19 protein-coding genes are annotated in these 17,754 nt (G+C 71.7%); 13 read left to right on the top strand and 6 right to left on the bottom strand.

The features are described from left to right. Positions 1-87 precede the first annotated feature (87 nt). From ACFZB3_RS00965 to ACFZB3_RS00950, 4 genes are all read right to left on the bottom strand, one after another. Positions 88-345, bottom strand: coding sequence for a hypothetical protein (locus ACFZB3_RS00965; RefSeq protein WP_391367634.1), 258 nt, complete (start codon positions 343-345; stop codon positions 88-90). After that, a complete protein-coding gene (locus ACFZB3_RS00960) occupies positions 342-1,208 on the bottom strand; it encodes an isocitrate lyase/phosphoenolpyruvate mutase family protein (RefSeq protein WP_391367631.1) in 867 nt (288 codons plus the stop codon). Before ACFZB3_RS00960 ends, ACFZB3_RS00965 begins: the two co-directional genes overlap by 4 nt. A 156-nt stretch (positions 1,209-1,364) precedes the next feature. Further along, complete coding sequence (locus ACFZB3_RS00955) at positions 1,365-2,015, bottom strand: ThuA domain-containing protein (RefSeq protein ID WP_391367629.1); 651 nt, start codon at positions 2,013-2,015, stop codon at positions 1,365-1,367. A gap of 31 nt (positions 2,016-2,046) precedes the next feature. After that, positions 2,047-2,586 carry a membrane lipoprotein gene (locus ACFZB3_RS00950; protein WP_391367626.1) on the bottom strand — a complete coding sequence of 180 codons (540 nt, stop codon included), beginning with the start codon at positions 2,584-2,586 and terminating at the stop codon, positions 2,047-2,049. Between the two features lie 170 nt (positions 2,587-2,756). On the opposite strand from ACFZB3_RS00950, the gene ACFZB3_RS00945 reads away from it, so the two are divergent. Beyond that, entirely contained in the window at positions 2,757-3,155 is a 399-nt protein-coding gene (locus tag ACFZB3_RS00945) for a VOC family protein (protein ID WP_391367623.1), read from the top strand. On the opposite strand, the gene ACFZB3_RS00940 is transcribed toward ACFZB3_RS00945, so the two are convergent. Both ACFZB3_RS00940 and ACFZB3_RS00935 read right to left on the bottom strand, forming a co-directional pair. After that, the gene (locus ACFZB3_RS00940; RefSeq protein WP_391367620.1) at positions 3,141-3,815 is read right to left on the bottom strand and encodes a helix-turn-helix domain-containing protein; all 675 of its coding nucleotides are present in this window, start codon (positions 3,813-3,815) and stop codon (positions 3,141-3,143) included. The genes ACFZB3_RS00945 and ACFZB3_RS00940 overlap by 15 nt on opposite strands. Before the next feature lie 73 nt (positions 3,816-3,888). After that, a complete protein-coding gene (locus tag ACFZB3_RS00935; protein WP_391367617.1) occupies positions 3,889-5,037 on the bottom strand; it encodes a YhjD/YihY/BrkB family envelope integrity protein in 1,149 nt (382 codons plus the stop codon). A 127-nt stretch (positions 5,038-5,164) separates the two neighbouring features. Here ACFZB3_RS00935 and ACFZB3_RS00930 point away from each other — a divergent pair, with 127 nt between their 5' ends. From ACFZB3_RS00930 to ACFZB3_RS00875, 12 genes are all read left to right on the top strand, one after another. Beyond that, a complete protein-coding gene (locus tag ACFZB3_RS00930) occupies positions 5,165-6,802 on the top strand; it encodes an acyl-CoA dehydrogenase family protein (protein WP_391367615.1) in 1,638 nt (545 codons plus the stop codon). 408 nt (positions 6,803-7,210) lie between these two features. After that, positions 7,211-8,482 (top strand): GAF domain-containing protein, encoded by a 1,272-nt coding sequence (locus ACFZB3_RS00925; RefSeq protein ID WP_391367611.1) that lies wholly within the window; start codon positions 7,211-7,213, stop codon positions 8,480-8,482. A gap of 157 nt (positions 8,483-8,639) precedes the next feature. Continuing rightward, positions 8,640-9,974, top strand: coding sequence for a hypothetical protein (locus ACFZB3_RS00920; RefSeq protein WP_391367608.1), 1,335 nt, complete (start codon positions 8,640-8,642; stop codon positions 9,972-9,974). Positions 9,975-10,016: 42 nt separating this feature from the next. Next, positions 10,017-10,607, top strand: a complete 591-nt coding sequence (locus ACFZB3_RS00915; RefSeq protein WP_391367605.1) for a GNAT family N-acetyltransferase — start codon at positions 10,017-10,019, stop codon at positions 10,605-10,607. A gap of 92 nt (positions 10,608-10,699) precedes the next feature. Further along, complete coding sequence (locus ACFZB3_RS00910; RefSeq protein WP_309500612.1) at positions 10,700-10,783, top strand: putative leader peptide; 84 nt, start codon at positions 10,700-10,702, stop codon at positions 10,781-10,783. A 127-nt stretch (positions 10,784-10,910) separates the two neighbouring features. Next, complete coding sequence (locus ACFZB3_RS00905) at positions 10,911-12,608, top strand: nitrite/sulfite reductase (protein WP_391367603.1); 1,698 nt, start codon at positions 10,911-10,913, stop codon at positions 12,606-12,608. Beyond that, a complete protein-coding gene (locus tag ACFZB3_RS00900) occupies positions 12,605-12,784 on the top strand; it encodes a hypothetical protein (RefSeq protein WP_391367600.1) in 180 nt (59 codons plus the stop codon). The genes ACFZB3_RS00905 and ACFZB3_RS00900 overlap by 4 nt, the downstream gene beginning before the upstream one ends. Next, complete coding sequence (locus ACFZB3_RS00895; protein ID WP_391367598.1) at positions 12,781-13,491, top strand: phosphoadenylyl-sulfate reductase; 711 nt, start codon at positions 12,781-12,783, stop codon at positions 13,489-13,491. The genes ACFZB3_RS00900 and ACFZB3_RS00895 overlap by 4 nt, the downstream gene beginning before the upstream one ends. Continuing rightward, a complete protein-coding gene (gene cysC / locus ACFZB3_RS00890; RefSeq protein ID WP_391367595.1) occupies positions 13,488-14,120 on the top strand; it encodes an adenylyl-sulfate kinase in 633 nt (210 codons plus the stop codon). The genes ACFZB3_RS00895 and cysC overlap by 4 nt, the downstream gene beginning before the upstream one ends. Further along, entirely contained in the window at positions 14,117-15,055 is a 939-nt protein-coding gene (cysD, locus tag ACFZB3_RS00885) for a sulfate adenylyltransferase subunit CysD (RefSeq protein ID WP_391367592.1), read from the top strand. Before cysC ends, cysD begins: the two co-directional genes overlap by 4 nt. Before the next feature lie 2 nt (positions 15,056-15,057). After that, positions 15,058-16,395: a GTP-binding protein gene (locus ACFZB3_RS00880; protein WP_391367589.1), complete on the top strand. Its 1,338-nt coding sequence runs from the start codon at positions 15,058-15,060 to the stop codon at positions 16,393-16,395. A 231-nt stretch (positions 16,396-16,626) separates the two neighbouring features. Next, positions 16,627-17,736, top strand: a complete 1,110-nt coding sequence (locus ACFZB3_RS00875) for an aliphatic sulfonate ABC transporter substrate-binding protein (RefSeq protein WP_391367586.1) — start codon at positions 16,627-16,629, stop codon at positions 17,734-17,736. Positions 17,737-17,754: the final 18 nt, after the last annotated feature.

Raw genomic sequence — 17,754 nt, 5'->3', positions numbered from 1 at the left:
CCCGGCCGAAGGCTGGGGGAGGAACTGCGCGACCCGCCCACAGCGGTCACGCAGTTCCCCACCGGCCGGTCCGCTCCGGCCGGTGACTCAGTCGTCGTCGCTCTGGCGCGGCTCGCCGAGCAGCGCCTGGATCGCGTCCACGGCGCTGCCGTCGTGGTCGCTGCCGGCCGTCCCTCTCCCGGCCTGGATGTTGGCCGTGCGGTCCACCTCCAGGATGGAGTCCGCGTTGGAGTTGTCGAGCACGGTGATCAGGCTCCCGCCCGCCCAGGCCGGTGCCGCGGCCCCTCCCAGCAGGGCTGCGGCGACCACCGCGGCCGCCCGCAGCCGCACCCCCGTGTTCGTCACACGCCCACGCCCTCGGGCTCGTCGAGCCGCTCCCGGGCGATGTTGCGCTCCAGCAGGGTGGTGGACGCCTTGACGCCGACGCCGCTGGTCGCGTCGACCGACGGCAGCCGGCCGTCCGCGGACCTCAGCTCGCTCAGCGCCGAGTCCATCGCCTCGTGTGCGGCGAACAGGCAGGGCGTGGAGTAGATCGCGACGTCGACGCCGAGTTCGTCCAGTTCGGTCAGCGAGAGGCGGGGCGACTTGCCGCCGGCGATCTGGTTGAAGAGCAGCGGCTTGTCGCCGACGACCTTGCGGATCCGGCGGATCCACTCCTCGCTGCGCACCCCGTCGACCAGGATCACGTCGGCGTCGGTCGCGGCGAGCCGCTCCGCGCGGTGCAGGATGTCGTGCTCGTCGGTGGCGTCCGTACGGGCCACGACGACCAGGTCCTGGCGGGTCTCCAGGACCTTCTCCAGCTTGTCCAGGTACTCCTCCAGGGGCAGCACCTGCTTGCCGTCGGCGTGGCCGCAGCGGCGGGGCCGCTTCTGGTCCTCCAGGATCACCCCGGAGGCGCCGATCCGCTCCAGGCCCTCCACGACGTGGCAGGCGACCTCGGGGTCGACGTAGCCGTCGTCGATGTCGACGAGGAGATGGTGGTGCGGGAACGCGCCCCGCAGCCGCTGGACGAAGGCCACCATGTCGGGCCAGGCGATGAATCCGATGTCGGGCAGGCCGTAGTACGAGGCGGCGAAGCCGAAGCCCGATACGAACATCCCGTCGTAGTGTTTGGCCGCGATCGACGCCGAGTACATGTCGTACACGCCGATCAGCGGGGTGGTCCCCGGCCCGGCGATCTGCTCGCGCAGCTTCTTCCCGTAAGTCAAGGTCCGGCTCCTCCTGTGGATGGCGCGGCGGCACGACCGGCCTCCGCGTCCCTGCAGCCCTTTGCCAAGACAAGAGCATCTCTAGATACGCACGTGACTATCTCCGTGCGCGACCTTTACTCACCCCAATGGCGGATCCGGTTCACCGGAGAAACGTCACTGGACCAGCCGTGCGGCCCAGGCGAGACCCCCGTACAGGTGGGCCAGGAAGCCGGAATCCCGGTAGGCCTCCGGCGCGTGGCCGAGGGCGGTGTAGAACACCCGTCCGGCCCCATGCTCGCGGCACCAGGCCAGCGGATGGTCGTCCCCCATCCCACCGCCTTCGTACGACGTCTCGTCGGCGCGCAGCAGGACCCGCACCCGGCCGCGCGGGTTGTCGCGGAAGTCGTACCACTCGTCGGTGAAGTCCCAGACGGCGGGCAGGTGCCGGGTCGCGGGGTGGTCGTGGTCCTCGACGAGCGCGCGGCCGGGCTGGTACTCCGGATGGCGGTCGAAGCGGGCGCCGAGGAGTTCGCCGTAGGACGGCCAGTCGTACTCGGTGCAGGCCGCCGCGTGCACACCGGCGAAACCGCCGCCGGCCGCCACGTAGGCGGCGAGCCGCGCCCGCCCGGCCGGGGTCAGGATCTCGCCGCTGGTGGAGAGGAAGACGACGGCCGCGTACCCGTCCAGGGGCTGTTCGAGGGCGGCCGGGTCCTCGGTGGCGTCGACGTCCGCGCCCGCGAACTCCCGTACCGCGGCGAGGGCGTCGGGGATGGAGGCGTGGCGGTAGCCGGTGGTGCGGGTGTGGACGAGCAGTCGAGGGGCCATGCCCGCATGATCGCCCACGGTCGGGTCCGGCTCAAAGGCCCGGCGTCGGCACGCTGTTGTCGGGAGCCCCGCCGTCGCTCGGCAGGTCGCCGCGCTGCACGGGCTGGTCGTCGGTGAAGGCCGGGTCGGGGGTGGGCAGCAGGGTGTCGAGCTCGGCGGCGGTGGGACGGTGGACGGCGCGCAGCGCCTTGCCCAGCACCGCGCCGGAGACCCCGCCCTCGCCCTCCAGCCACACCACGCAGCCCTTCTCCGACACCTCGTACTTGTGCTGCCCGGCGTAGCGCAGGTGGTCGGTGTAGAGGTGGATGACGGCACCGGAGTCGTCCGCGTACGAGGCGGAGAAGCCGTCGTCGCCCTGGACGCCGACGGACTGCTGGGCGAGGGTGAAGCCCGCGGCGTCGGTGACGTAGACCATCTCCGGGGCGATTCCCAACGCCGCCGCCTTGGAGGCCAGTTCGGCCGGGTCGGCCGGGGCGCCGGAGTCTCCCGGGCCCGCCTTCTCGGTACCGCACCCGGTGAGCAGGGCGACGGCGAGGAGCAGGGTCGGCAGGACGCGCACGGCACGGATCATGCGCCCATCGTGCCGCACAGGCGTTCCACAGCGGGACCGGTTTTTCTCCGGTGTCCCGCCCGGCGGCGCTCCCTCCGGCGTCGGCTCCGCGCACGGGCCGGAGGCCTTCCGCCGAACCGCGTGTCCGATTCCTTCAAGACCGGCCGCCGGCCGCCGCCTACGGTGACGGCATGACTCCACGATTCGCCGTTCTCGGTCTCGTCTCCTCCGATCTGGCCGCGTCCCTCGCCTTCTACCGTCGCCTCGGCCTGGAGTTCCCGCCCGGCGCCGAGGAACAGCCGCACGTCGAGGCCGAGTTGCCCGGCGGGCTCACCCTGGCCCTGGACACCGAGGCGACGATCCGCTCCTTCCACCCGGCCTGGCGCCCGCCGGCCGGCGGCGGCCGGGTGGGGCTCGCCTTCCGCTGCGACTCGCCCGCCGAGGTCGACGCGCTCTACGACGACCTGGTCGGCGCCGGGTACCACGGCGAGCTCAAGCCCTGGGACGCGTTCTGGGGCCAGCGGTACGCCACGGTGCACGACCCCGACGGCAACGGCGTCGACCTGTTCGCCCCGCTACCCGCCGAGTAGCGCGCCCAACGGCAGCCCCGCCAGCTCCCGTACGTCGCGGGAGAGATGAGGCTGGTCCGCGTACCCCGCCCGGACCGCCGTCTCCGCGAGCGGAACCCCGGCCCGGGCGAGCCCGAGCGCCCGTTGCATCCGCAGTACCCGGGCCAGCGTCTTGGGCCCGTAGCCGAAGGCGGCACGGCTACGGCGATGCAAACTGCGCGCACCGAGGCCGAGTTCGTCGGCGACGGCCGCCACGGGCCGCCCGGCGTCCAGGGCTTCGACGAGCCGCCGCAGGGAGGGGTCGGGCGGGACGGCGCGCTCCAGAGCGATCTCCTCCAGCGCGGCGGCCGGATCGCCCGCACCTGCGAGCCGGTCCCGCAGCCGCCGCACGTCCGCGGCCGGCCACAGGTCGCCCAGCTCGACCCGTTGATCCAGCAGTTCGTAGGCGGGCACGCCGAGGAGGGCGGGCGCGGACCCGGGGTAGAAACGGAGGCCGACCCACACCCCCTGGGCCCCCTCGGTGGCGTGAGCACGTGTATCGGGCCCGGCGACCAGCAGCCGCCCCTCGTTCCAGAGCAGGTCCATGCACCCGTCGGGCAGCACGCGCCCGGTGCCGCCGACGTCCGGCCTGTTCACCCAGACGACGGCACCCGAGAGCCGGGACGCCCGTTCCGTGTACACACACGCCAGCGTAGACGCGCGCCCCCTCAAGGGTGCGGGACCGCGGTCCCCCGCATCGAACCCGGCGTCGCCCTCAGGCCTCCGGCTTGCGCGGCGGCGGATGGCTGCTCTTCACATGCGTCCGCAACCGTGACGTGACGTCCTCCGGCGGCAGGAACCGGGACCAGCGCTCCGGGAACTCCGACGGCATGTCCGGGTCGTCGGGGTCGTCCGGACCCGCCTCCCGGGCCGCCGCGGCCGCGCGGGCCACGTACTCGGCGACCTGGGCCTCCCGCAGCCGCTCGTTGGCGGCGCGCGCCGCGGCCGTCGCGGCGGCCGGCCAGACCCGGTCGATGGCGGCGTTCACGGCGGCCCCGACCAGCACGGCGAAGGCGGACACGCCGATCCACAGCAGCACGGCGACGGACGCGGCGAGTGAGCCGTAGATCGTCGCGCCCTCGATGGTGTTGGTCAGGTAGATGCGCAGCAGGAAGCTGCCGAGAACCCACATGGCCAGGGCGACCAGGGCGCCGGGGACGTCCTCGACCCACGGCGAGCGCACCGGCACGGAGACGTGGTACAGCGTGGTCAGGAAGACGATGGACAGGACGATCACGACCGGCCAGTACAGGACCTGTACGAGCGTCTCGGACCAGGGCACGATCCCGACCACCGCGTCCGGCCCGGCCACCATCAGCGGGAGCGCGACCGAACCGATCAGCAGCGCGGCGATGAAGAGAAGGAAGGAGACGATCCGGGTCTTCACGATGCCCCGGACGCCGTCGAGGCCGTACATCACGGTGATCGTGTCGATGAAGACGTTCACCGCGCGGGAGCCCGACCACAGGGCGAACAGGAAGCCGATGGAGATGACGTCGGGGCGCCCGCCGCGCACCACGTCGTGCAGGATCGGCTCGGCGATCTCCTTCACACCCTTGTCGGACAGGACCGTGCGGGAGGCGTCCAGGAGGTTGGTCTCCAGGCTGGCGATGGTGTGCGCGCCGGTCCAGGCGTCGACGTAGCCGAGCAGTCCGATGAGGCTGAGCAGCAGCGGCGGGACGGACAGCAGGGTGAAGAAGGCGGCCTCGGCGGCGAGGCCGAGGATGCGGTACTCCATGCAGGAATTGGTGGTGTCCTTGATCAGCAGCCAGGCCGTCCTGCGCTTGGAGACGTTCCGGTAGAGGGCCCTGGCCCGGTGGAGCCGGCCGGAGGGCCGCTCGGGAGTATCGCTTGCTGGCTGCACGCCCTAACGGTATCCGCCGTCCGGGGCCGTCCTCACCTCACGGGGCCACGGCCGGGGCGGGCGCGGTGACCGGGGCCGTTGTGTCAGGCTGGACGCCACCGCCGCCTTCCCGGTTAGGTTCGCAGACATGGCAGGCAACACCACGCACACCGTGACCAACCAGCCGCCCCCGCTGGTCGGGTACGACCTGTTCGCCGCCGACCGGGCCCTGGTGGAGGCCGTCGAGCGGCACACCGAGCCGGAGCTGCTCGACGAGGTGCGCACCGAGCTGTCGGGGATCGGCGCCTCGGCCGGCTCGGCGCAGGTGCAGGAGTGGGGCGCCCAGGCGAACGAGCACCCGCCGCGGCTGCGCACCCACGACCGCTACGGGCACCGGATCGACGAGGTCGAGTTCCATCCCGCCTGGCACCGGCTGCTCGGCAAGGGCGTCGGCGCGGGCCTGACCACCGGCTGGGTACGGCCGTCCGGGCACGTCCGGCGTGCCGCCGCCTTCCTGGTCTGGACCCAGGTGGAGGCCGGCAACTGCTGCCCGCTGTCGATGACCAACGCGGCGGTGCCCGCGCTGCGCACCGACCCGGAGCTGGCCGCCGTGTGGGAGCCGTTGCTGACCTCCACGGTCTACGACCGCGGACTGCGGCCCGCCGCCCGGAAGGCCGGCGCCCTGTTCGGCATGGGCATGACGGAGAAGCAGGGCGGCAGCGACGTCCGGGCGAACACGACCGCCGCCGCCCCGCTCGCCGAGGCCGGGACGTACACCCTGACCGGACACAAGTGGTTCTGCTCGGCACCCATGTCGGACGGCTTCCTGGTGCTGGCCCAGGCGCCGGACGGCCTCACCTGCTTCCTCGTGCCGCGCGTCCTGGCGGACGGCACCCGCAACGCCTTCCTCCTCCAGCGGCTCAAGGACAAGCTCGGCAACCGGTCGAACGCGTCGGGCGAAGTCGAGTTCGACGGGACCTGGGCGCGCCGGGTGGGTGAGGAGGGGCGCGGGGTGCGGACCATCATCGAGATGGTCGCGGCGACCCGGCTGGACTGTGTGCTGGGCTCGGCGGGGCTGATCCGGCAGGCGGTGGCGCAGGCCGTGCACCACGCCACCCACCGCAAGGCCTTCGGCTCGGCCCTCGCCGACCAGCCGCTCATGCGCAACGTCCTCGCCGACCTCGCGATCGAGTCGGAGGCCGCGACCACGCTCGCGCTGCGGCTGGCCGCCGCCTACGACGACGGCGGCGAGTCCGAACAGGCCCTGCTCAGGCTGGCCCTGCCGGCCGCCAAGTACTGGGTGACCAAACGCTGCGCGCCCCTCGTCGTGGAGGCCGCGGAGTGTCTCGGCGGCAACGGCTACGTGGAGGAGTCGGGTCTGCCCCGGCTGGTCCGCGAGTCCCCGCTCAACTCGGTCTGGGAGGGCGCCGGCAACATCCAGGCCCTGGACGTGCTCCGCGCCCTGCAACGCGAACCGGGCGCCCTGGACGCCTACCTCCGGGAGATCGGCCGCGCCCACGGCGCCGACCACCGCCTGGACCGCGCGGTCAAGGACCTCTTCTCCGAACTGGCCGACCTGGAGGGCATGGAGACCCGGGCCAGACGCCTGGTGGAACGCCTGGCAACGGTCCTCCAGGGTTCGTTGCTGGTCCGCTTCGCACCGGCGGAGGTGGCGGACGCCTTCTGCGCATCGAGGCTGGGCAACGACTGGGGTGCAACCTTCGGCACCCTGCCGGGCAACCTGGACCTCACGGCGGTGGTAGACCGAGCCCGGGTGACTTCTTGAGACACGGGAGCTGCCCTGCCTAAAGGGGCGCGGGGAACTGCGCGACCAGCCCCCACAACCGTCAGCCGCCAACGCACCAGACAACGCACCCCCTTGCGCGACGGCCAACGCACCGCAGGTGGGGGTGGTGCTGCGCCGACACGGCACCACCCCCACCTCTTCGGCCCATGTCAGGCCTCCGACGCCACGGCGTCGGCTCAAGTTTCGGCCACCCCCGGCCCGTTCACCAGGGTTGCAAGGGGTTGCAACATATCGGTGACTGTGCGTGGACTGTGTGCCTCCGGCACCGGAAAACGGCAGTATAAGACGCGCAGTCGGACCGGAAACCGCCGCCCGGACGGCTTGACAGCGACTCATCGATGCCTTTTCCGAGGCCTATCCGGGAGGACCTCAGTGGGGAACCCGCCGATGGACGTGGCGCGACTCGCCGCGAAGGACGCGGCGCAGGCGGCGCGGGTACTGAACGACGTGCGCGAGGCCAGACTCGCCGGACAGCGGGGGCGCGTCTCGCCCCGACCGGTGATCGAACAGTCCTGGGGGCGGATGCTGCGCAGCGGCGTGGACCCCGACCACGACTTCCGCTCGGGGCTGCTCTCCGCCGACGAAGTCCGGCGCAGACGTGAGGAGTCACCGCTCAAGGACGTGCTGCCGGTGCTGCGCGAGGGGCTGCTTTCGGTCGCGGACGTCGCCCAGCACATCATGGTGGTGGCGGACGCCGACGGCCGGGTGCTGTGGCGGGAGGGATCCTCGCCGGTGCTGCGCAAGGCGGACGGGCTGGGCTTCGAACTCGGCGCCGACTGGCGCGAAGACGTCGTCGGGACCAACGGGGTCGGCACCCCGGCGGTGGTGCGCAGGCCCGTGCAGGTCTTCGCCGCCGAGCACTTCGTCCGCTCGCACGTCTCCTGGACGTGTTCCGGCGCCCCGATCACGGATCCCCGGGACGGCACCCTGCTCGGGGTGGTCGATGTCAGCGGCCCGCTGGAGACGATGCATCCGGCGACCCTGGCCTGGGTGAACGCGGTGGCGAAGCTCGCCGAGGCCCGGCTGCGGGAGCTGCACCTGGACGCGCTGGAGCGGCTGCGGGCGGTCGCGGCGCCGGTGCTGGCCCGGCTGGGCGGGCGGGCGGTGGTGGTGGACGCCGACGGCTGGACCGCGGCGGTCACCGGCATGCCGTATCCGCGGCGGCTCGCGCTGCCCAAGTCGCTCTCGCCGGGCCGCCGGTGGCTGCCCGCGCTCGGGCTGTGCGCGGTGGAGCCGCTGGCCGGGGGCTGGCTGCTGCGGGCGGTGGACGAGCCGGCACCGGTGGGCGGCGGCCGGCTGGTGCTGGACCTGGCCCGGCCGCGCAGGCCCTCCGTGACGGTCGGCGGCGGCGCGGGCTCGTGGTCCCGTGAACTCAGTCCCCGGCACGCCGAGTTGCTGTACCTGCTGGCGGTACGGCGGGGCGGGCGCAGCGCGGCCGGGCTGGCCGAGGACGTGTTCGGGGACGCCTCGCGGACCGTGACCGTACGCGCCGAGATGTCCAGGATCCGGCGGTATCTCGGGGCGCTTCTGGAACACCGGCCGTACCGCTTCCGGGAGGACGCGGAGGTCGAGGTGCTGCTCCCCGACGACCCGCGCGACCTGCTGCCGTACTCGACCGCCCCCGCGGTGACGGCGTCCCGGCCACCCGGACATATTTAACGCATCCGGGGCATCCGAGGAGGTATCTTCCGCATATTTGCGGGGTCTTCGAGATACGGCGGCTCCGGCTGCCGTAGCATCCCGGTACGGGCTCCCCACCTGCTCCTTGGTCAACGCTTCGACCACCAGGCGCAGTTGGCCCGCCTCGGGAGGAGACATGAAGCATCGCGGCAGACACCGGCGGCGCAGACGGGGTGCGGCCCTGCGCGCGGCCCTGGCCGGTACCGCGCTGGCGCTCACCGCGACGGCCACGATCGTGAGCGCCTCGCAGGCCACGGTCGCCGAGGACCCCGGCAGGCTGAAGCCGCTGACCTCCGCCGCGGACACCGCCCCGCTGCAACTGCGGGAGCACCTCGTACCGCGCCGCTCGCTGGACCGGCTCGCCTCCGCGATGGGCGGCACGGTCGGGGTGACCGACGTGCTGGCCGAGGCCGACCACACCCTGCGTGCGGCGGCCGACTGCGACTCCGACGACCGGGACTCGCTGCCGGTCACCCCGGCCGCCGCCGAGGCGTACTGCTGGGACCCCACCGACACCCTCACCGACGACTGGCGGCCGGCCTCGGTGACCACCTCGTCGGAGGCGGACGACGACGGCCTGTGGGGCGCCAACCGCGTCGTCCTGGCCGGCTGGACGCACAGCACCTCCACCGGCCCCGCCGCCTCCCGGGGCCTGGCCAGGGTCGCGGTGATCAACGCGAACCACCCCGCCCACCCCTCCTACTCCTGGGTCCTGCTGACCGTGCCCAGCGCCGACGGCTCGACCTACCGGGGCCTGACCTCGGAGATCTCCGGCATGGCCTGGTACGAGGACAAGCTCCTGGTCACCACCGCCCAGGGCAGCGCCGACGCGCTCTACGTCTACGACCTGAACCGCATCCAGCGCACCTCGGTGCTGACCGACGCGGTCGGCCGGGTGTCCGGCGGCTGGTCGGCCGACGGCCTCCGGTACGTGATGCCGGCCGTGGGCTCGTACCGCTACTCCGCCGGAGCCTGCTCCCGGACCGGCGCGCCCTGTCCGAGCGCGCTCTCCGTGGACCGGGGGACGGCGCCGGACAGCCTGGTCCTCGGTGAGTGGACGCCCGCCGACAGCGACCAGCACGCCCGGTTGTGGCGGTACGCGTTCGACGAGAGCCCGAAACGGGACGGACTGCTGGCCACGGACACCTTCGGCCGGGCCGACGCGGTCGAGGCGTACCGGACCGGGGCCTCGGAGATCCGGGGCGTCCTGTCGTACCGGCCGCCGGGTGCGACGGACTCCGAGTGGTACATCGGGCACCTGCCCGGCGCCATGGACGGGCACGGCAGCCTGTGGCGGCAGGACACCAGGGGCGCACAGGCGGCCCGCTGCGGCTCGGACGCCTCGCACCGCTGCTGGGGCGAGGGCACCGGCTCGCTCTCCTACGCGGCCGACACCGGCGAGGTGTGGTCGGTCACGGACCGCATGCTGTTCGCGGTCCCGCTGCGCTCGATCGACGCGTCGCTCGGATAACAGCCGTCGACATGTCCGGGGCCGGGATGATTGCCTGGCCCCATGAGCAGCATCGTCGTGACCACCTGGTCCCTGGAGCAGACCTCCGCGGCCGACCTCCTGCCCGCCGCCGCCCCGGACGGCGGCACGGTCGGGATCGTCCGCGCCGAGGTCCCCTCCCCCGAGTTCAGCCGCTTCCTGTACGCCTCGGTCGGCGGTGACATCCGCTGGACCGACCGGCTGGGCTGGAGCCACGCCCGCTGGCAGCAGCACCTGGCGCGGCCGGGCGTGGAGACCTGGGTCGCGTACGACCGGGGCACCCCGGCGGGCTACGTGGAACTCGAACCGCAGGACGACGGTGTGGTGGAGATCGTCTACTTCGGTCTGATCCCGGCCTTCCGGGGCCGCCGCATCGGCGGCCACCTGCTCTCCTACGGCGCCGCGCGCGCCTGGGACCTGGCGGAGCGGTGGGACGGGCGGCCGCCGACGAAGCGGGTGTGGCTGCACACGTGCAGTCTGGACGGCGAGCACGCGATGGCGAACTATCAGCGGCGGGGCTTCCGGCTCTTCGACACGAAGGTCGAGGACGAACCGGACGTCTCGGCGCCCGGACCGTGGCCCGGGGCGTACACCAGCGCGCGGGACGGAGCGTGACCCACACCACCTCGTCTCACTATTCAGAATAGATCGGTCCGAATCGCGGACAATGGTGGACTGGCCGGAGATCCGCGTGACACGCTTCCGTCATGTCTGGAACTGGGATTGCCTTGGTGAGTCGGCGCCACGTCGACCTCGGCCGCATGTCCAGCGCCATCTGTCCGGCGGGCTGAGAGCACAGCACCGCCGCGTTCCCGTGTCCGGACCTCCCCCTTGCGCAGTGCCGCGCAGACATGCCCTCGCGCGCCCGTAGGCGCAGGTCAGAGCCGCTTACCCGCTGTCTGAAGGACGTATATCGCCATGGCCGCCACCCCGCAGAACCCTGCTGCCTCCGCGCCCCGCCGCAAGGTGAGCCGTCACCGTGGCGAGGGTCAGTGGGCCATGGGGCACTTCACCCCGCTCAACGGCAACGAGCAGTTCAAGAAGGACGACGACGGTCTCAATGTACGGACACGCATTGAGACGATCTACTCCAAGCGCGGCTTCGACTCGATCGACCCCAACGACCTGCGCGGACGGATGCGCTGGTGGGGCCTGTACACGCAGCGCAAGCCCGGCATCGACGGCGGCAAGACCGCCATCCTGGAGCCGGAGGAGCTGGACGACAAGTACTTCATGCTGCGGGTGCGGATCGACGGCGGCCGGCTGACCACGCAGCAGCTGCGGGTGATCGGCGAGATCTCGCAGGAGTTCGCGCGCGGCACCGCGGACCTCACCGACCGGCAGAACGTGCAGTACCACTGGATCCGGATCGAGGACGTGCCCGAGATCTGGCAGCGGCTGGAGGCCGTCGGCCTGTCCACCACCGAGGCCTGCGGTGACACGCCCCGGGTGATCCTCGGCTCGCCGGTCGCCGGCATCGCCGCCGACGAGATCATCGACGGCAGCCCGGCCATCGACGAGATCCAGCGCCGGGTCATCGGCAACAAGGACTTCTCGAACCTGCCCCGCAAGTTCAAGTCCGCGATCTCCGGCTCGCCGCTGCTCGACGTGGCGCACGAGATCAACGACATCGCGTTCGTCGGCGTGGACCACCCCGAGCACGGCCCGGGCTTCGACCTGTGGGTCGGCGGCGGCCTGTCCACCAACCCCAAGATCGGTGTCCGGCTCGGCGCCTGGGTCCCGCTGGACGAGGTGCCCGACGTCTACGAGGGCGTCATCTCGATCTTCCGCGACTACGGCTACCGGCGGCTGCGCACCCGCGCCCGGCTGAAGTTCCTGGTCGCCGACTGGGGCGCGGAGAAGTTCCGCCAGGTCCTTGAGGACGAGTTCCTGAAGCGCAGGCTCGTCGACGGGCCGGCCCCGGCGCAGCCCGTCGAGCGCTGGCGCGACCACGTCGGTGTGCACCGGCAGAAGGACGGCAACTTCTACGTCGGGTTCGCCCCGCGCGTCGGCCGCGTGGACGGCGCCACCCTGGCGAAGATCGCGGACCTGGCCGAGGCCCACGGCTCCGGGCGGGTCCGTACCACCGCCGAGCAGAAGATGATCGTCCTCGATGTCACGGAGGACCAGGTCGACTCGCTGGTCGAGGCCCTGGAGGCGCTCGACCTGACCGCCGAGCCGTCCCCGTTCCGGCGCGGCACCATGGCCTGCACCGGCATCGAGTACTGCAAGCTCGCCATCGTCGAGACCAAGGCGCGCGGTGCCTCGCTCATCGACGAGCTGGAGCGCCGGCTGCCGGACTTCGGCGAGCCGCTCACCATCAACATCAACGGCTGCCCGAACGCCTGCGCCCGTATCCAGGTCGCGGACATCGGTCTCAAGGGCCAGCTGGTCCTGAACGACGCGGGCGAGCAGGTCGAGGGCTTCCAGGTGCACCTGGGCGGCGCGCTCGGCCTGGAGGCCGGGTTCGGCCGCAAGGTCCGCGGTCTCAAGGTGACCTCGGAGGAACTGCCCGACTACGTCGAGCGGGTGCTCCGGCGCTTCCAGGCGGAGCGCGAGGACGGCGAGCGGTTCGCCGCCTGGGCGTCCCGCGCCAGTGAGGAGGCCCTCTCATGAGCGAGCGGGCCGCCCCCTTCTACTGCCCCTACTGCGGCGACGAGGACCTGCGTCCCAGCGAGCAGGGCCACGGCGCCTGGGAATGCGCGGCCTGCAACCGCGCATTCCAGCTGAAGTTCCTCGGGCTGCTCGCCCGGGGGCTGAAGCACTCCGAAGCTGGAGGGGAACGGATATGACCACGGCTCAGGAAGACCGGACGACCGACGAACTGAAGGCGCTGGCCGAGCAGGCCGGCCGCGACCTGGAGGACGCCTCCGCCCTGGAGATCCTCCAGTGGGCGGTGGACACCTTCGGCAGGGGCTTCTGCGTGACCTCCTCCATGGAGGACGCCGTGGTGGCCCACCTCGCCTCCCGCGTCCAGAAGGGCGTCGACGTCGTCTTCCTCGACACCGGCTACCACTTCCCGGAGACCATCGGCACCCGGGACGCGGTCGAGGCCGTGATGGACGTCAACGTCATCACCCTCACCCCGCGCCAGACCGTCGCCGAGCAGGACGCCGAGTACGGCCCCAGGCTGCACGACCGCGACCCCGACCTGTGCTGCAGGCTCCGCAAGGTCCTGCCCCTGGAGCGGGGCCTGGCGAACTACACGGCCTGGGCTACCGGACTGCGCCGCGACGAGTCCGAGACCCGGGCGAACACCCCGGTCGTCGGCTGGGACGAGAAGCGGCAGAAGGTCAAGATCTCCCCGATCGCCCGCTGGACCCAGGACGACGTGGACGACTACGTCGCCGAACACGGCGTCCTGACCAACCCGCTGCTGATGGACGGCTACACGTCCGTCGGCTGCGCTCCCTGCACCCGCCGGGTCCTTGAGGGCGAGGACGCGCGCGCCGGCCGCTGGGCGGGACGCGCCAAGACCGAGTGCGGACTGCACGGATGACGACCACCGGGCCTTCGACGACCCGGACGATCCCGTCCGCGATCCCGTCCACGAACCCATCGACGACCCCATCGACGAACCAGGAGAACGACGTGACGACCGGAGCCACCGTCTGGCTCACGGGTCTGCCGAGTGCCGGCAAGACCACCATCGCGTACGAGCTGGCCGCCCGGCTGCGCGAGGAGGGCCACCTCGTCGAGGTGCTCGACGGCGACGAGATCCGCGAGTTCATCTCGGCGGGCCTCGGCTTCAGCCGCGAGGACCGGCACACCAACGTGCAGCGCATCGGCTTCGTCGCCGAACTGCTGGCCCGCAACGGCGTCAAGGCGCTCGTCCCGGTGATCGCCCCCTACGCGGACAGCCGCGACGCGGTGCGCAAGCGCCACGCGGAGAACGGCACCGCGTACGTCGAGGTGCACGTGGCGACCCCGGTCGAGGTGTGCAGCGAGCGGGACGTGAAGGGTCTGTACGCCAAGCAGGCCGCGGGTGAGCTGACCGGCCTGACCGGCGTCGACGACCCGTACGAGGAGCCCGAGACGCCCGATCTGCGGATCGAGTCGCAGCACCAGAGCGTGCAGGAGTCCGCGGCGTCCGTGCACGCCCTGCTGAGCGGGAAGGGACTGGCATGACGACGACCGTGGCAGCGCACGGGGAGGGCACGGGCACCCCGTACGCCCTGTCCCACCTGGACGCGCTGGAGTCCGAGGCGGTCCACATCTTCCGCGAGGTGGCGGGCGAGTTCGAACGGCCGGTGATCCTGTTCTCCGGCGGCAAGGACTCCATCGTCATGCTCCACCTGGCGCTGAAGGCCTTCGCCCCCGCCGCGATCCCCTTCTCGCTCCTCCATGTGGACACCGGGCACAACTTCCCCGAGGTCCTGGAGTACCGGGACCACACCGTCGCAGAGCACGGCCTGCGCCTGCACGTTGCCTCGGTGCAGGACTACATCGACCGTGGCGTCCTGCGGGAGCGCCCCGACGGCACCCGCAACCCGCTCCAGACCGTCCCCCTCACCGAGAAGATCCAGAGCGAGAAGTTCGACGCCGTCTTCGGCGGCGGCCGCCGCGACGAGGAGAAGGCCCGCGCCAAGGAACGCGTCTTCTCCCTGCGCGACGAGTTCTCCCAGTGGGACCCGCGCCGCCAGCGCCCCGAGCTGTGGAACCTCTACAACGGCCGCCACGCCCCCGGCGAACACGTCCGCGTCTTCCCCCTGTCCAACTGGACCGAACTCGACGTCTGGCAGTACATCGCCCGCGAAGAGATCGAACTGCCGCAGATCTACTTCGCGCACGAGCGCGAGGTGTTCATGCGCGGAGGGATGTGGCTGACCGGCGGCGAGTGGGGCGGCCCGAAGGACGGTGAGACCGTCGAGAAGCGGCAGGTGCGCTACCGGACCGTCGGTGACATGTCCTGCACCGGCGCGGTCGACTCCGACGCCGACGACATCGAGAAGGTGATCGCCGAGATCGCCGCCTCCCGGCTCACCGAGCGCGGCGCGACGCGTGCCGACGACAAGCTCTCCGAGGCCGCGATGGAAGACCGCAAGCGCGAGGGGTACTTCTAGCCATGAGCACCAGCACCACGGAACTCGGCCTCGCCGAGACGACCCTGCTGCGGTTCGCGACCGCCGGCTCCGTCGACGACGGCAAGTCCACCCTCGTCGGACGGCTGCTGCACGACTCCAAGTCGGTCCTCGCCGACCAGCTGGAAGCAGTCGAACGCGCCTCCGCCTCGCGCGGCCAGGACGCCCCCGACCTGGCCCTGCTCACCGACGGCCTGCGCGCCGAGCGCGAACAGGGCATCACCATCGACGTCGCCTACCGCTACTTCGCCACCCCCAAGCGCCGGTTCATCCTCGCCGACACCCCCGGCCACGTGCAGTACACCCGGAACATGGTCACCGGCGCCTCCACCGCCGAGCTGACCGTGGTCCTGGTCGACGCCCGCAACGGCGTCGTCGAGCAGACCCGCCGGCACGCCGCGATCGCCGCCCTGCTGCGCGTCCCGCACGTGGTGCTCGCCGTCAACAAGATGGACCTGGTCGGCTACCAGGAGTCGATCTTCGCCGGGATCGCCGAGGAGTTCACGGCGTACGCCACCGAGCTGGGCGTCCCGGAGGTCACCGCGATCCCGATCTCGGCGCTCGTCGGCGACAACGTCGTGGAGCCGTCCGCGAACATGGACTGGTACGGCGGCCCGACCGTCCTGGAGCACCTGGAGACCGTCCCGGTCAGCCACGACCTGGCGCACTGCCACGCCCGGCTGCCCGTGCAGTACGTGATCCGCCCGCAGACCGCCGAGCACCCGGACTACCGCGGTTACGCCGGCCAGATCGCGGCCGGCACGTTCCACGTGGGCGAGGCCGTCACGGTGCTGCCGTCCGGCCGTACGTCGACGATCTCCGGCATCGACCTCCTCGGCAAGCCGGTCGACACGGCCTGGACGACCCAGTCGGTGACGGTGCTGCTCGCGGACGACATCGACATCTCGCGCGGCGACCTGATCGTCCCGACGAAGGACGCCCCGGCGACCACCCAGGACGTCGAGGCGACCGTCTGCCACGTCGCCGACCAGCCGCTGACCGTCGGCCACCGGGTGCTGCTCAAGCACGGCACCCGCACGGTCAAGGCGGTCGTCAAGGACATCCCGTCCCGGCTCACGCTCGACGACCTGTCCCTGCACCCGCACCCGGGACAGCTCGTCGCCAACGACATCGGCCGGGTGAAGATCCGTACCGCCGAGCCGCTGCCGGTCGACTCCTACGCCGACTCGCGCCGCACCGGCTCGTTCATCCTGATCGACCCCGCCGACGGCACCACGCTCACCGCGGGCATGGTCGGCGAGTCGTTCGCCTCCCCCGAGCCGGTCAAGGACGAGACCGAAGACGACGGCTGGGACTTCTGACATGACGATGACCGACGTCTACGCGACGTTCGCGAAGGAGGGCGGCCGCGTCGGCAGCGGCGACCTCGGGAGCGGGCAGGGCGGGGTGGCGCGATGTGCGTGCTGACGTACGCGCACTGCCTGCGCGCCCTGGCCCCCCACCCGACGTCCCGGATGCGACGAAGACCTGCCGACCTCCCGGCCACGACCTGAGAGACCGTGACCGCCGGGCCAACGAGAGGAAAGCCTCCCGTGCCTGCCAACCGCTCCAAGCTCCTTCGCCGCGGCATAGCCGCGCTCGCCGCGCTCCCCCTGCTCACGCTCGCCGCCTGCGGGTACGGGTCGGACTCCGACAAGACCGACACCGCCAAGGTCGCCGCCGGGGCCGAGAAGATCGACGGTCTCGACTCCGTCAAGATCGGCTACTTCGGCAACCTGACCCACGCGACCGCCCTGGTCGGCAACCAGAAGGGCTTCTTCCAGAAGGAGCTCGGCGCCACCAAGGCGAAGTACGCGATCTTCAACGCCGGGCCCTCCGAGATCGAGGCGCTCAACTCCGGCTCGATCGACATCGGCTGGATCGGCCCCTCCCCGGCGATCAACGGCTACACCAAGTCCAACGGCACCGACCTGAAGATCATCGGCGGTTCGGCGTCCGGCGGCGTGAAGCTGGTCGTCAACCCGAAGAAGATCAAGTCGCTCGCGGACGTCAAGGGCAAGAAGATCGCGACGCCTCAGCTGGGCAACACGCAGGACGTGGCGTTCCTCAACTGGGTCGCCGACCAGGGCTGGAAGGTCGACGCGCAGAGCGGCAAGGGTGACGTCACGGTCGTCCGCACCGACAACAAGATCACCCCGGACGCCTTCAAGGCCGGCTCCATCGACGGCGCCTGGGTGCCGGAGCCGACCGCGTCCAAGCTGGTCGCCGAGGGCGGCAAGGTGCTGCTCGACGAGTCCACACTGTGGCCCGACAAGAAGTTCGTGATCACGAACATCATCGTGTCGCAGAAGTTCCTCAAGGAGCACCCGAAGGTCGTCGAGGCGGTCCTCAAGGGCTCGGTCGAGACCAACAAGTGGATCAACGCCAACCCGGACGCGGCGAAGGCCTCCGCCAACAAGCAGCTGGCGGTCGACTCCGGCAAGGCGCTGCCCGACGACGTCCTCAACTCCGCCTGGTCGTCCATCCAGTTCACCGACGACCCGCTGGCCTCCACCCTCAACACCGAGGCCCAGCACGCCGTCAAGGCCGGTCTGCTCACCGACCCGCTGCTGAAGAACATCTACGACCTGACGCTCCTCAACAAGGTGCTGAAGGCCGACGGCCAGAGCGCGGTCGACGCCGCCGGTCTCGGCAGCAGCTGACCCCGGTCCCGACGAGTT

The sequence above is a fragment of the Streptomyces sp. NPDC008092 genome (assembly GCF_042957285.1).
Lineage (GTDB): Bacteria > Actinomycetota > Actinomycetes > Streptomycetales > Streptomycetaceae > Streptomyces.
Note: the sequence above shows the minus strand (reverse complement) of the source record. Positions and strands in the feature narration are given on the sequence as shown.

What these genes read in the sequence shown, in the direction of transcription:
- ACFZB3_RS00910 (WP_309500612.1), top strand. Translation starts at nt 10,700, where the DNA reads ATGTCTGGAACTGGGATTGCCTTGGTGAGTCGGCGCCACGTCGACCTC.
- ACFZB3_RS00880 (WP_391367589.1), top strand. Translation starts at nt 15,058, where the DNA reads ATGAGCACCAGCACCACGGAACTCGGCCTCGCCGAGACGACCCTGCTG.
- ACFZB3_RS00930 (WP_391367615.1), top strand. Translation starts at nt 5,165, where the DNA reads ATGGCAGGCAACACCACGCACACCGTGACCAACCAGCCGCCCCCGCTG.
- ACFZB3_RS00900 (WP_391367600.1), top strand. Translation starts at nt 12,605, where the DNA reads ATGAGCGAGCGGGCCGCCCCCTTCTACTGCCCCTACTGCGGCGACGAG.
- ACFZB3_RS00925 (WP_391367611.1), top strand. Translation starts at nt 7,211, where the DNA reads ATGGACGTGGCGCGACTCGCCGCGAAGGACGCGGCGCAGGCGGCGCGG.
- ACFZB3_RS00955 (WP_391367629.1), bottom strand. Translation starts at nt 2,015, where the DNA reads ATGGCCCCTCGACTGCTCGTCCACACCCGCACCACCGGCTACCGCCAC.
- ACFZB3_RS00895 (WP_391367598.1), top strand. Translation starts at nt 12,781, where the DNA reads ATGACCACGGCTCAGGAAGACCGGACGACCGACGAACTGAAGGCGCTG.
- cysD (WP_391367592.1), top strand. Translation starts at nt 14,117, where the DNA reads ATGACGACGACCGTGGCAGCGCACGGGGAGGGCACGGGCACCCCGTAC.
- ACFZB3_RS00950 (WP_391367626.1), bottom strand. Translation starts at nt 2,586, where the DNA reads ATGATCCGTGCCGTGCGCGTCCTGCCGACCCTGCTCCTCGCCGTCGCC.
- ACFZB3_RS00905 (WP_391367603.1), top strand. Translation starts at nt 10,911, where the DNA reads ATGGCCGCCACCCCGCAGAACCCTGCTGCCTCCGCGCCCCGCCGCAAG.
- ACFZB3_RS00945 (WP_391367623.1), top strand. Translation starts at nt 2,757, where the DNA reads ATGACTCCACGATTCGCCGTTCTCGGTCTCGTCTCCTCCGATCTGGCC.
- ACFZB3_RS00915 (WP_391367605.1), top strand. Translation starts at nt 10,017, where the DNA reads ATGAGCAGCATCGTCGTGACCACCTGGTCCCTGGAGCAGACCTCCGCG.
- cysC (WP_391367595.1), top strand. Translation starts at nt 13,488, where the DNA reads ATGACGACCACCGGGCCTTCGACGACCCGGACGATCCCGTCCGCGATC.
- ACFZB3_RS00920 (WP_391367608.1), top strand. Translation starts at nt 8,640, where the DNA reads ATGAAGCATCGCGGCAGACACCGGCGGCGCAGACGGGGTGCGGCCCTG.